Annotated in this window: 16 protein-coding genes; 8 read left to right on the plus strand and 8 right to left on the minus strand. The window is 49.6% G+C overall.

Features of this window, described 5'->3' with window-relative positions:
- Nucleotides 1–83: 83 nt before the first annotated feature.
- Nucleotides 84–1520 carry an aspartate ammonia-lyase gene (gene aspA, locus PS053_RS16860; protein WP_010339925.1) on the minus strand — a complete coding sequence of 479 codons (1437 nt, stop codon included), beginning with the start codon at nucleotides 1518–1520 and terminating at the stop codon, nucleotides 84–86.
- Nucleotides 1521–1857: 337 nt separating this feature from the next.
- On the opposite strand from aspA, the gene PS053_RS16865 reads away from it, so the two are divergent.
- Nucleotides 1858–2334: an FxsA family protein gene (locus PS053_RS16865; protein ID WP_001267457.1), complete on the plus strand. Its 477-nt coding sequence runs from the start codon at nucleotides 1858–1860 to the stop codon at nucleotides 2332–2334.
- A 15-nt stretch (nucleotides 2335–2349) separates the two neighbouring features.
- Here PS053_RS16865 and yjeH read toward each other — a convergent pair whose 3' ends face one another.
- Nucleotides 2350–3606 (minus strand): L-methionine/branched-chain amino acid transporter, encoded by a 1257-nt coding sequence (yjeH, locus tag PS053_RS16870; RefSeq protein ID WP_256921736.1) that lies wholly within the window; start codon nucleotides 3604–3606, stop codon nucleotides 2350–2352.
- Nucleotides 3607–3881: 275 nt separating this feature from the next.
- On the opposite strand from yjeH, the gene PS053_RS16875 reads away from it, so the two are divergent.
- From PS053_RS16875 to PS053_RS16885, 3 genes are all read left to right on the plus strand, one after another.
- Nucleotides 3882–4175: a co-chaperone GroES gene (locus PS053_RS16875; protein WP_001026276.1), complete on the plus strand. Its 294-nt coding sequence runs from the start codon at nucleotides 3882–3884 to the stop codon at nucleotides 4173–4175.
- Nucleotides 4176–4218: 43 nt separating this feature from the next.
- On the plus strand, nucleotides 4219–5865 hold the full coding sequence (gene groL, locus PS053_RS16880; RefSeq protein WP_256878751.1) for a chaperonin GroEL: 1647 nt from the start codon (nucleotides 4219–4221) through the stop codon (nucleotides 5863–5865).
- A 137-nt stretch (nucleotides 5866–6002) separates the two neighbouring features.
- A complete protein-coding gene (locus PS053_RS16885; protein WP_001340689.1) occupies nucleotides 6003–6356 on the plus strand; it encodes a DUF4156 domain-containing protein in 354 nt (117 codons plus the stop codon).
- Between the two features lie 204 nt (nucleotides 6357–6560).
- On the opposite strand, the gene PS053_RS16890 is transcribed toward PS053_RS16885, so the two are convergent.
- Complete coding sequence (locus PS053_RS16890) at nucleotides 6561–7430, minus strand: YjeJ family protein (RefSeq protein ID WP_059255575.1); 870 nt, start codon at nucleotides 7428–7430, stop codon at nucleotides 6561–6563.
- A 259-nt stretch (nucleotides 7431–7689) separates the two neighbouring features.
- A complete protein-coding gene (epmB, locus tag PS053_RS16895) occupies nucleotides 7690–8718 on the minus strand; it encodes an EF-P beta-lysylation protein EpmB (protein ID WP_000940495.1) in 1029 nt (342 codons plus the stop codon).
- Nucleotides 8719–8759: 41 nt separating this feature from the next.
- Between epmB and efp the strand changes: the two genes are divergently transcribed.
- The 4 genes from efp to sugE all read left to right on the plus strand — a co-directional run bounded on the left by efp (nucleotide 8760) and on the right by sugE (nucleotide 10435).
- Complete coding sequence (efp, locus tag PS053_RS16900; RefSeq protein WP_000257279.1) at nucleotides 8760–9326, plus strand: elongation factor P; 567 nt, start codon at nucleotides 8760–8762, stop codon at nucleotides 9324–9326.
- 50 nt (nucleotides 9327–9376) lie between these two features.
- Complete coding sequence (gene ecnA / locus PS053_RS16905) at nucleotides 9377–9502, plus strand: lipoprotein antitoxin entericidin A (protein ID WP_000977752.1); 126 nt, start codon at nucleotides 9377–9379, stop codon at nucleotides 9500–9502.
- Nucleotides 9503–9613: 111 nt separating this feature from the next.
- Nucleotides 9614–9760, plus strand: coding sequence for a lipoprotein toxin entericidin B (ecnB, locus tag PS053_RS16910; protein WP_000239593.1), 147 nt, complete (start codon nucleotides 9614–9616; stop codon nucleotides 9758–9760).
- 357 nt (nucleotides 9761–10117) lie between these two features.
- Nucleotides 10118–10435 (plus strand): quaternary ammonium compound efflux SMR transporter SugE, encoded by a 318-nt coding sequence (sugE, locus tag PS053_RS16915; protein WP_000118482.1) that lies wholly within the window; start codon nucleotides 10118–10120, stop codon nucleotides 10433–10435.
- On the opposite strand, the gene blc is transcribed toward sugE, so the two are convergent.
- The 4 genes from blc to frdC form a co-directional block, all read right to left on the minus strand.
- Nucleotides 10432–10965, minus strand: coding sequence for a lipocalin Blc (gene blc, locus PS053_RS16920; protein WP_001238387.1), 534 nt, complete (start codon nucleotides 10963–10965; stop codon nucleotides 10432–10434). The two genes, sugE and blc, sit on opposite strands and share 4 nt — an antisense overlap.
- 87 nt (nucleotides 10966–11052) lie before the next feature.
- Entirely contained in the window at nucleotides 11053–12195 is a 1143-nt protein-coding gene (gene ampC, locus PS053_RS16925) for a CMY2/MIR/ACT/EC family class C beta-lactamase (protein WP_256878749.1), read from the minus strand.
- 62 nt (nucleotides 12196–12257) lie between these two features.
- The gene (frdD, locus tag PS053_RS16930; RefSeq protein WP_001340693.1) at nucleotides 12258–12617 is read right to left on the minus strand and encodes a fumarate reductase subunit FrdD; all 360 of its coding nucleotides are present in this window, start codon (nucleotides 12615–12617) and stop codon (nucleotides 12258–12260) included.
- A gap of 10 nt (nucleotides 12618–12627) precedes the next feature.
- Nucleotides 12628–13023, minus strand: coding sequence for a fumarate reductase subunit FrdC (frdC, locus tag PS053_RS16935; protein ID WP_000208756.1), 396 nt, complete (start codon nucleotides 13021–13023; stop codon nucleotides 12628–12630).

The raw sequence follows: 13023 nt of genomic DNA on the forward strand, positions 1-13023 counted from the left end.
ATTAAATTGTTGTTTTTTAGTTACTGCTCACAAGAAAAAAGGCACGTCATCTGACGTGCCTTTCTTTGTACTACCCTGTACGATTACTGTTCGCTTTCATCAGTATAGCGTTTTGCTTTGTAAGCCGGATGCATCAGGTTCTGTACGGAGAAAATATCGTCTAGTTCCGCTTCAGTCAACAGGCCGCGCTCCAGAACGACTTCACGCACGCTCTTACCGGTTTCGGCACAGATTTTACCCACGATGTCACCGTTGTGGTGGCCGATGAATGGGTTGAGATAAGTAACGATACCGATGGAGTTGTAAACGTAGCCTTCGCACACTTCTTTGTTAGCAGTGATGCCATTGATGCATTTTTCTAACAGGTTGTAGCAAGCATTGGTCAGAATGTGAACGGATTCAAACATTGCCTGGCCAATGACCGGTTCCATAACGTTCAGTTGTAACTGACCAGCTTCCGCCGCCATGGTGACCGTGGTGTCGTTACCAATAACTTTGAAGCAGACCTGGTTAACCACTTCAGGAACAACCGGGTTTACTTTCGCTGGCATGATGGAAGAGCCCGCCTGCAGTTCCGGCAGGTTGATCTCGTTCAGGCCGGCACGTGGGCCAGAAGAGAGCAGGCGCAGGTCGTTACAGATTTTAGACATCTTCACAGCCAGGCGTTTCAGTGCGCCGTGAACCATAACATAAGCGCCGCAGTCAGAGGTCGCTTCGATCAGGTCTTCAGCCGGTACGCATGGGAAGCCGGTGACCTCTGCCAGTTTTTTCACTGCCAGCGGAGAGTACTCTTTCGGCGTGTTCAGGCCAGTACCGATTGCCGTTGCACCGAGGTTAACTTCCAGCAACAGTTCAGCAGTACGTTCGATGTTTTTCACTTCTTCTTTCAGCAGGATGCTGAAAGCGCGGAATTCCTGACCAAGGGTCATCGGCACTGCGTCCTGCAGCTGAGTACGGCCCATTTTCAGGATGTCCTGGAATTCGACAGCTTTACGCTCAAAACCTTCACGCAGTTGGTTAATGGCATCGACCAGTTTAATCAGAGAAGAGTAAACCGCGATGCGGAAACCGGTTGGGTAGGCGTCGTTAGTGGACTGACATTTGTTAACGTGGTCGTTCGGATTCAGGTACTGGTATTCACCTTTCTGGTGACCCATCAGTTCCAGACCAATATTGGCCAGCACTTCGTTGGTGTTCATGTTTACGGAAGTACCTGCGCCGCCCTGGTAGACGTCTACCGGGAACTGATCCATGCATTTTCCGTTGTTCAGGACTTCATCACATGCGGCAATGATGGCATTCGCTACACTTTTAGGAATGGTTTGCAGCTCTTTGTTTGCCATAGCTGCGGCTTTTTTAACCATTACCATACCGCGAACAAATTCAGGAATATCGCTGATTTTGTTGTTGCTGATGTAGAAGTTTTCAATCGCTCTCAGAGTGTGAACCCCATAGTAGGCATCAGCTGGAACTTCCCTGGTACCCAACAGATCTTCTTCGATACGAATGTTGTTTGACATGTGAACCTTCTTTTTCAAGCTGCCAATGATTTGCTTTAAACACACAGAATATATGTGGTTTCGAATGTTTTTCGACCGACGATTATCCCCTGCATCGGCCGAATACCCGAGATCATATGCTGCTTGAGAATTTCTACCGTAATCTGGATCACTTTAATTGTCGGTTTTTACCCCTTAATGATTAATTTGTGAAATAGATCACCGCATTGGGATTACTACCAAAAATAGTTGCGCAAGAGTCTTGAAATTTTGCTAATGACCACAATATAAGCTAAACGCGATTCGCAACCCATTTCAGGTGACCGGGCTTAACCGGTTGCTATTACAGGAGAAACCTTTGCGCTGGTTACCTTTCATTCTCATTTTCCTTTATGTCTATATTGAGATTTCAATCTTTATTCAGGTTGCCCATGTATTGGGAGTATTGCTAACTCTCGTGCTGGTTATATTCACGTCAGTTATTGGTATGTCACTGGTACGTAACCAGGGCTTTAAGAATTTTGTGTTGATGCAACAAAAAATGGCGGCGGGTGAAAACCCTGCGGCGGAGATGGTTAAAAGCGTTTCGTTGATTATTGCCGGTTTGTTGCTTTTATTACCGGGATTTTTCACCGATTTTCTTGGCCTTCTTCTTTTATTACCGCCAGTGCAGAAGCACCTGACTGTGAAACTGATGCCACATCTGCGCTTTTCCCGTATGCCGGGCGGCGGTTTTGGCGCCAGTGCTGGCGGCGGCAATACCTTTGATGGTGAGTATCAGAGGAAGGATGATGACCTCGACCGCCTTGATCATAAAGATGATCGCCAGAATTAATATCGAAACGCCGGATTATGGTGTTATGCCTCTTTCCGGCGTTTTTCGTTTGGGCAGGAATAACCACAGGCCCGCCAGCATGATCAGCGCGTACAGGCTCTTCCAGCCGACCATCGCCAGTAACATTACACATAACAGCCCGCCAGTTACCGCCAGTAGCCGATAGCGTCCTTGTAATAATTTACAGCCTGCCAGCATGCATAACAGATAAATCATAATAAAGATGCCGTTGGCATAAATAATAAGTGCGTCCAGATTGATCTCTAAAGCATGGAGCACCAACGTACTCGCCACGCAACAACCAAGCACGGTATTAAGGGCATTATGCGGAATATGGCGAGAAGAGAGGCGTGCCAGGTAGTGGTCAGGGTTATGTTGCGCCTGCGACCAGACCAGGCGGGCGAAACTCTGTATATAAATGTTGAGACTGGCAAAGCAGGCCAGATAGCCAATCACGCAGGCAATCCACAGCGCCTGTACGCCGAACAGTTGCACTACAATTTTTGGAAGCGATGCTGCCGCCGCCATTTTTTCACCATAGGCGTCGAAGTGTAAGACGACTACCGTACAGCCCCAGTAGACTAATCCTGCCAGCAGCAGACCAATCATCAAAGCACGAGGAAAATCACGCTCTGGATTTTTAAACTCCGAGGCGAGATGGGCAAATGCTTCCAGACCGACAAAGCACCAGAACATCACCGATAACGCAGAAAATAACCCGGTAAGTTCGATATTACCTGGCGCAGGGAAGGGGATATTTGCAGGTTTGATATCGCCAGCCCACCAGATGGCGGCAATCAACGCGACGATAAGCCCGGCAATAATCGTTTGCAGATTAGCACTGGAGCTGGCGCCGCGAGTACCGATATACCATACCAGCGCCAGCGTGCTGAGTTCCGCCAGAAGCAACTGCCAGCTGTGCCAGCCAAACATCGCCTGGCCGAATCCGGCAGCAATTTGTAGCGCAGCGGGCAAACCCACGGGAATGACCGATAAAAACAGCCAGCCGGTGACTCGCTCAAGTCGCGAGCCGAACGCCATACCGACGAAGTGCGCGACACCACCTGCGCTGGGATAGCGGCGACCCAGAATCGCAAACACGATTGCGATTGGGAAAACTAAGATGATAAGAACGGGCCAGGCCCACAGGCTGTTATTGCCCGCCCCCAGAGCGGCTAAGGCAGGAACAGCAAACACGCCAGTGCCCAATAATGATGTTGATAACAGACCAATGCCCTGGGCCAGTCCCAGTTCTTGTTTGAGTTCACTCATGGGGTGATGTCCGGTTTCGCCCGCTTTTTGGGCAACTGCGTAGGTTTTCGATGGTAGCACAATCAGATTCGCTTATGATGGCGATGGGGAAATTGCGAGGAAACGTGAGGTGAATCAGGGTTTTTACCTGATTTTGTGCTGATCAGAATTTTTTTTCTTTTACCCCCTTGAAGGGGAGATTCCTCATCCCCATTTCTCTGGTCACCAGCCGGGAAACCACGTAAGGTCCGGCGCCACCCATAACAGATACGGACTTTCTCAAAGGAGAGTTATCAATGAATATTCGTCCATTGCATGATCGCGTGATCGTCAAGCGCAAAGAAGTTGAAACTAAATCTGCTGGCGGCATCGTTCTGACCGGCTCTGCAGCGGCTAAATCTACCCGCGGCGAAGTGCTGGCTGTCGGCAATGGCCGTATCCTCGAAAATGGCGAAGTGAAGCCGCTGGACGTGAAAGTTGGCGACATCGTTATTTTCAACGATGGCTACGGTGTGAAATCTGAGAAGATCGACAATGAAGAAGTGTTGATCATGTCCGAAAGCGATATTCTGGCAATTGTTGAAGCGTAATCCGCGCACGACACTGAACATACGAATTTAAGGAATAAAGATAATGGCAGCTAAAGACGTAAAATTCGGTAACGACGCTCGTGTGAAAATGCTGCGCGGCGTAAACGTACTGGCAGATGCAGTGAAAGTTACCCTCGGTCCGAAAGGCCGTAACGTAGTTCTGGATAAATCTTTCGGTGCACCGACCATCACCAAAGATGGTGTTTCTGTTGCTCGTGAAATCGAACTGGAAGACAAGTTCGAAAATATGGGGGCGCAGATGGTAAAAGAAGTTGCCTCTAAAGCGAACGACGCTGCGGGCGACGGTACTACCACTGCAACCGTACTGGCTCAGGCTATCATCACTGAAGGTCTGAAAGCTGTTGCTGCGGGCATGAACCCGATGGACCTGAAACGTGGTATCGACAAAGCTGTTTCCGCTGCAGTTGAAGAACTGAAAGCGCTGTCTGTACCGTGCTCTGACTCTAAAGCGATTGCTCAGGTTGGTACTATCTCCGCTAACTCCGACGAAACCGTAGGTAAACTGATCGCCGAAGCGATGGACAAAGTCGGTAAAGAAGGTGTTATCACCGTTGAAGACGGTACCGGTCTGCAAGACGAACTGGACGTGGTTGAAGGTATGCAGTTTGACCGCGGCTACCTGTCTCCTTACTTCATCAACAAGCCGGAAACTGGCGCTGTTGAACTGGAAAGCCCGTTCATCCTGCTGGCTGACAAGAAAATCTCCAACATCCGCGAAATGCTGCCGGTTCTGGAAGCTGTTGCAAAAGCAGGCAAACCGCTGCTGATCATCGCTGAAGATGTTGAAGGCGAAGCGCTGGCAACTCTGGTTGTTAACACCATGCGCGGCATCGTGAAAGTGGCTGCGGTTAAAGCACCGGGCTTCGGCGATCGTCGTAAAGCTATGCTGCAGGATATCGCAACCCTGACTGGCGGTACTGTAATCTCTGAAGAGATCGGTATGGAGCTGGAAAAAGCAACTCTGGAAGACCTGGGTCAGGCTAAACGTGTTGTGATCAACAAAGACACCACCACCATTATCGATGGCGTGGGTGAAGAAGCTGCAATCCAGGGCCGTGTTGCTCAGATCCGTCAGCAGATTGAAGAAGCAACTTCTGACTACGACCGTGAAAAACTGCAGGAGCGAGTAGCGAAACTGGCAGGCGGCGTTGCAGTTATCAAAGTAGGTGCTGCTACCGAAGTTGAAATGAAAGAGAAAAAAGCACGCGTTGAAGACGCCCTGCACGCGACCCGTGCTGCGGTAGAAGAAGGCGTGGTTGCTGGTGGTGGTGTTGCGCTGATTCGCGTAGCGTCTAAGCTGGCTGACCTGCGTGGTCACAACGAAGACCAGAACGTGGGTATCAAAGTTGCACTGCGTGCGATGGAAGCTCCGCTGCGTCAGATCGTACTGAACTGCGGCGAAGAACCGTCTGTTGTTGCTAACACTGTTAAAGGTGGCGACGGCAACTACGGTTACAACGCAGCAACCGAAGAATATGGCAACATGATCGACATGGGTATTCTGGATCCAACCAAAGTAACTCGTTCTGCTCTGCAGTACGCAGCTTCTGTGGCTGGCCTGATGATCACCACCGAGTGCATGGTTACCGACCTGCCGAAAAACGATGCAGCTGACTTAAGCGCTGCTGGCGGTATGGGCGGCATGGGTGGTATGGGCGGCATGATGTAATTGCCCTGCACCTCGCAGAAATAGTGAAACCCTCAGGCAGAAATGTCTGGGGGTTTTTCTTTTGGTCATCTTTCTAGTATAAGATTCAGACACGGACGACGCGAGTGACGTCCAGCTCATTGATTATGGGGAATAACATGCACGTAAAATACTTAGCAGGGATTGTTGGTGCCGCGCTACTGATGGCGGGTTGTAGCTCCAGCAACGAATTGAGTGCAGCTGGTCAGAGTGTACGCATTGTGGACGAGCAGCCAGGCGCAGAGTGCCAGCTGATTGGTACCGCGACAGGCAAGCAAAATAACTGGCTTTCCGGGCAACACGGTGAAGAGGGCGGTTCTATGCGCGGTGCGGCAAACGATCTGCGTAATCAGGCGGCAGCAATGGGCGGTAACGTGATTTATGGTATCAGCAGCCCGACACAAGGTATGTTGTCCAGCTTTGTTCCGACTGACAGTCAGATTATCGGTCAGGTATATAAGTGCCCGAACTGATGTGATTCAGAAGCTGGATGGTAAACGTGTCATTGCCTGATGCGCTTCGCTTATCAAGCCTACATCGTGTACTGCAACTAATTGAATGTTCGAGAGTTCGTAGGCTGTATAAGGCGTTTACGGCGTATCCGGCACGCTTAACGATCACGTTATCTGCAATCTGAGGCTGGATGGCTCTCCAGCCTCGCATTAGCAAAGATGGGATTATTTCGTCTGTGGTGCGGCTTTGCTGATGGACTGAACACGTAAGTGATGCAGTGCGCGCAGGCATTGATCCTGACTCAGTGGTTGGGCGTTATTTGCAGCCACGGTACGGACATAAACCTGACATGGCACGCCAGCAAGTTTTTTCAGTCTTGGGCTGAAATCAAGCATTCGGCGAGTGATCGCCTCCACTTCTTTACCCGGCGTCGCTTCACGCGTTTTTACCACAGCTCCGCTAAATTGCTCTTTACCACTCTCATCTTTAAAACGATAAAGTACCGCCAGATAGTGGGTAAACAGGTTATGTTTCCATTCCGGTTGGGAATAGGTGTCATATTCCAGATTCCCATTATCCTGGCAGTCGACATCATACAGCGGCAGAAAATCTAACAGCGATGTAATACGTAACGCCAGTTCACGCATTTCTGCATTATTAATTGCGTGAATGATTGCTCGCGCCAGCATTTCCATCTGCAACTCATTCACTGTTAATTCACATTTGCTGCCATCATGCAGAGTTAATGCAAATGTGAGGTTTTCTCCCTGATTATCTGCAAGCGCCAGCGTGTTAACGCGGCGATTAATATCGGCATTTCTAAGCTCATCAACCTTAATTTCCGGGATGTTTTCCGCCATCTTTTTCATAGCTTTATCGCGCGCTTGCTCATACTGAAGTCGGGCATCAGCGTCGAGCTTATGTTTCTGATACAGACGACTTTCCAGCGCAATCAGCAAGTCCCGTAATTCCATAACAGACATGAAGAATAATGATTCTTTATTGCGAGGTTCTTTAATTTTCAGCGCCAGTGCAATGAAATTATTACTCTTACGAATAACACCAGTATTAACGCCCTTGATGCTTATGGCCATATAGGTTCTCCCTAACCATTTCTCAATTAAATAATTAATTTTAATTTATAATTCAGATGAATTATTTTCATAGCAATGGTTGTTAAAATAGCACAACTCAGGGGGCTCGCTCTATATAAACAAAAAAGAATGATTAATTATTTGTATCAATTATAAAAACCATGAAAAATATCATTTCAAGTGAATAATCACAGCGAATTTTATCCGATATCCGTAAGTTTGCTGTAACGGCGTAGATTAAACGTCCCTGTCTAATCAGTTACTGCTGGCGTAGCTGGAGATCCAGCGGCGTTTTACTGGGTTCGCCGCCAATCTCGCGCGCCAGTTTCGGTACCAGATATCCAGATACCAGCGTCAGCAACTCACGCATAATCTGCCGTGCTTCGTCATCACTCACCATAAAATGCGCTGCGCCCTGCACTTTATCGAGTACATGCAGGTAATACGGCATCACGCCCGCATCAAACAATGCATTACTCAGGTTGGCCAGTGTTTGCGCGTTATCGTTCACGCCACGCAGTAAAACACTCTGATTAAGCAGGGTGACGCCGACCCGGCGCAATTTAGCCATCGCCTGACGGAACGTTTCATCTACCTCATTGGCATGGTTGATATGATTCACTAGCAAGATTTGCAGCGTAGAACGAGCAAAGCGTTCAACCAGCGCTTCTGTGATGCGTGCCGGAATCACAATCGGCAGACGGCTGTGAATGCGCAGACGCTTGATATGCGGGATGGTTTCCAGTTGCGTGAGCAACCAGTCCAGCTCGTGATCTTTCGCCATCAACGGATCGCCGCCGGAGAAAATGATTTCGTCCAGCTCTGGATGCGCAGCAACATACTCAAGCGCCACCTTCCAGTTACGCTTGTTGCCTTGATTCTCGGCATACGGGAAATGGCGGCGGAAACAATAGCGGCAATTTACCGCGCAGCCGCCTTTGACCAGCAGTAGCGCCCGGTTATGGTATTTGTGCAACAATCCTGGTACCACACTGTGCTGCTCTTCCAGTGGATCGGTGGAGAATCCGGGGGCGGCGATGTACTCATCTTGTGAAGTAAGTACCTGACGCAAAAGTGGATCATCAGGATTGCCTTTCTCCATGCGTTCAATAAATGAGCGAGGTACACGCAGGGCAAACAGCTTTTTGGCACTACGACCGGCTAACAGTTTTTCGTTCGCGTCTATCTTCAAAAGACGCAGAAGTTCATCGGGATCGGTCACAACATCGGCAAGTTGCGTTAACCAATCTTCTCTGGATGGGGTATTTAGGGTTACAATGTGCGCCATTTTGTGGCTTAGCTACCAATTAACAAATTTCAGAGGGCCTTATGGCAACATACTATAGCAACGATTTTCGTGCTGGTCTTAAAATCATGTTAGATGGCGAACCTTATGCGGTTGAAGCCAGTGAGTTCGTGAAACCGGGTAAAGGTCAGGCATTCGCTCGCGTTAAACTGCGTCGTTTGCTGACGGGGACTCGCGTAGAAAAAACGTTCAAATCTACTGATTCCGCTGAAGGCGCTGATGTTGTCGATATGAACCTGACTTACCTGTACAACGATGGTGAGTTCTGGCACTTCATGAACAACGAAACCTTCGAACAGCTTTCTGCTGATGCTAAAGCCATTGGCGACAACGCTAAATGGCTGCTGGATCAGGCAGAGTGCATCGTAACCCTGTGGAATGGTCAGCCGATTTCCGTAACTCCGCCGAACTTTGTTGAACTGGAAGTCGTTGATACTGATCCGGGCCTGAAAGGCGATACCGCAGGTACTGGCGGCAAACCAGCGACCCTGTCTACTGGCGCTGTGGTTAAAGTTCCGCTGTTCGTACAGATCGGCGAAGTCATCAAAGTGGATACCCGCTCTGGTGAGTATGTTTCTCGCGTGAAGTAATGCGGTTGTGGTGCGGCCTTCTGGTCGCACCATCACTTTTCAGGTTAGATATGATGAAACGTCTTATCCTTCTTGCTTTACTTGCCAGCACGCTGCTTACAGGCTGTAACACCGCTCGCGGTTTCGGTGAAGATATCAAACATCTCGGCAATTCTATTTCCCGCGCAGCCAGCTAATTTTTTCTTCTTTTCTGAAAAAACATCGTATTTCCGTCATTTTTCGTGATGTTGTCTATTATTAATTTGCTATAGGCAAACACAAATAACATTACTTAAAAGGAAGACGTTATGGTTAAGAAGACAATTGCAGCGATCTTTTCTGTTCTGGTGCTTTCCTCCGTATTAACCGCCTGTAACACCACGCGCGGCGTCGGTGAAGATATTTCCGAAGGTGGCAGCGCAATTTCTGGTGCAGCGACAAAAGCACAGCAATAAGCAATAACAGTGCGGCAGCTGTGCCGTGCCGTTTGAGGCTTATGGTAAACGCAAAACTGCCTGATGCGCTTCGCTTATCAGGCCTACATTTCCCATACATTATATTGAACTTGCACGATTTTGTAGGCTGGATAAGGCGTTTACGCCGCATCCGGCATAAACCACGCGTGTTTTGTCAACAATGTGTAACGGTGCGACAGCTGTGTCGTGCCGTTTGTTTTTTCTGCGATAGTCACTAAGGTAATAGTTGAAATTCCCCTGCCACCTGGCAAAATATCCGTTCAACTATCAGCTTTGCGGGACGACCTGCAAACGCGTCTTTTCATCGGGGACGGCCCCAATTCTTCGGAGCCTGATATGTCCTGGATTATCTTAGTTATTGCTGGTCTGCTGGAAGTGGTATGGGCCGTTGGCCTGAAATATACTCACGGCTTTAGTCGTTTGACGCCAAGTGTTATTACCGTGACGGCGATGATCGTCAGTATGGCGCTACTTGCCTGGGCGATGAAATCACTGCCGGTAGGTACGGCTTATGCCGTGTGGACAGGGATTGGCGCGGTTGGCGCGGCTATCACCGGTATTGTGTTACTTGGCGAGTCCGCTAACCCGATGCGTCTGGCGAGTCTGGCGTTAATCGTATTGGGGATTATTGGTCTGAAACTCAGCACTCATTAACTACCGGGTTGCTGTACCCAAATAAATTTACTGACGTCAAACCCTTCCCGGGTCGCAACTGCCAGCATCTCCTGTTTCACTTTGTCAGAAATGGTTGGTGTGCGGGAGAGTATCCACAGGTAGTCGCGGTCCGGGCCGCAAACCAGCGCGTGGCGGTACTCCCGGTCAAGTGCGATGACATTATAACCGCCGTAGAATGGCCCAAAGAACGATACTTTCAAGGCTGCGCGACGCGGATTTCCGGTAAAGTACGCTTTTCCTTCACTTTGCTGCCACATCTCTCTGTCCGGGTTGTAGCCTTTATTAATGACATTCAGGCCGCCGTCATCCCGCAGGCTATACGTCGCAGTCACTTTCTCCAGCCCGCGTTCAAAGCGGTGATCAAAACGGGCAATCTCATACCAGGTACCGAGATAGCGTTTGGTATCGAAATTATTTACTACGGTCACGCCACGTGGTGGTGTGGGAGAACTACAGGCAACGACCAGAAATGCCGCTGTCGCTACGGCAACGAGAGGGAGCAGACGCATAGACGTTTCCTTACTGTTTTTTTCTAAGTGTAGATGACAGCAAGGAAAAGCGGAGAAAAGGTCCGAAAATTCGGACCTGATGAAATTTTATTGTAGGGCGTTGAGGATCTGCCAGGCGGCGGCGACTCTCACAGGGTTTGGATAGTTTTTGTTAGCCAGCATCACAATACCCAGCTCTTTTTCTGGGATAAACGCGACATAGCTACCAAATCCGCCGGTCGCCCCCGTTTTATGTACCCATGATGCGCGCACTGCAGGCGCTGGGGGCGTAATCGCTTTTACGGGACGTGCCGCCAGTGCAATTTTATTGTCGCTGCCGTTAATGATGATGTCAGGATTTACCGGCCAGTCCAGCATTTCCCAGCCCAGCCCCTGATACATATCGCCAGATTGCCAGTAGCGAGATTGCGCCAGTTGGATACCTTGCTGAAGAGTTTTGTCTTTGATCTCCTGGGGATTCATATTGCTTTGCAGCCAGCGGGCCATATCTTCAATCGTCGATTTCACACCGTAAGCTTCAGCATCTAACGCCCCTGGTGAAACATGTACTGCCTTACCTTCGCGATATCCCCAGGCATAATTCTTTTCTTCCGCTGATGGCACATTAATCCACGTATGGGTGAGTTTGAGAGGCTGGAAAACACGAGTTTGCATCGCCTGTTCAAAGCTTAAACCAGACGGCTTCACAACCAGTGCGCCGAACAAACCAATACTGGAATTCGCGTACAAACGTTGTGTTCCTGGCGCCCATTCAGGCTGCCAGTTTTGATAGAAACGTAGCAGGTCCGTTGCGGATTTAACGTCATCCGGCACCTGCAATGGCAGGCCGCCAGCGGTATAGGTTGCGAGATGTAATAGTGTGATCCTATTCCACTGTTTAGCGGTAAGTTCAGGCCAGTATTTTGTGACGGGATCGCTTAGAGTGATTTCCTCTCGTGCAATAGCGTCGCCACTAAGCACGCCGGTAAATGTTTTGCTCACCGAACCTAGCTCAAATAATGTTTGCTGCGTGACGGGCCGATTTTTTTCCACGTCCGCATAGCCCCAGGTAAAGTAATAAGGCTTGCCCTGATAAATCACCGCCACAGCCATGCCGGGGATTTGCTGTTGCTCAATGAGTGGCGTCATTGTGCGATGCACAATCTCGTTGATCTGTTGTTCGCTGTGGGAGGCGGCAAGTGTGGAGTAAGAGATGGCGAGCAGTAAGGCGCAGAGCGTCGTTTTGAACATAGGAGCTGTTTTCCATACAAAACGGCCCGCCAGAGGCGGGCCGGATTTACATTGACGATACGTTAGATTGTAACGATACCGACCAGCGTGACAACTGTCAGAATAGCAGCCAGACCGTAGAAAACCCATTTTCCCGCAGGCACGTGGATTTTCAGGTCATGCATCGCGTGGTGCATACGGTGTAAACCACACCACAGCGGCAGGACGATCATCAGGAACAGGAATACGCGACCAATGAAGCTCTGCGCAAACGCCAGAATGCGTTCATAGCTCAGCGCATCACCTGGGAACAGGCCCAGCGGCAACATAATGCCGACGAGCAGAACCATTACCGGTGCGATGATCGCGCCCCACATGCCGCCTGCACCGAAGAGGCCCCAGAATACCGGTTCGTCAGAACGCTTTGGATTTGGATTAATCATCTCAGGCTCCTTACCAGTACAGGGCAACAAACAGGATTACGATGGTGGCAACCACGGTTACCGCCCAGAGACCTTTGATAATCGGCTCTGGCCCCATTTTTTCGTCTTTTACAATGATATTGGCGGCTTTCGGCGCCAGTTCAAACCAGGTTTTGGTGTGCAGCAAGGCTGCCGCCAGAGTGATCAGGTTAATGATCACGATAACCGGGTTTTGTAAAAAGTCGACGAATCCCGCCCAGGCTTCCGGGCCGTTTTTCAGGGCAAACAGCCCGAAAATCAGTTCAATGCTGAACCACACAGCCGGAACTGCCGTGCCTTCGCGCAGCATGTAAAAGCGATAAAACGGCAATTTTTTCCACCAGGTGGACGTCATTGGCCGTACATACGGTTTACGTTTAGTCGTCAT

It is taken from the genome of Escherichia albertii (assembly GCF_028622335.1).
GTDB lineage: Bacteria > Pseudomonadota > Gammaproteobacteria > Enterobacterales > Enterobacteriaceae > Escherichia > Escherichia albertii.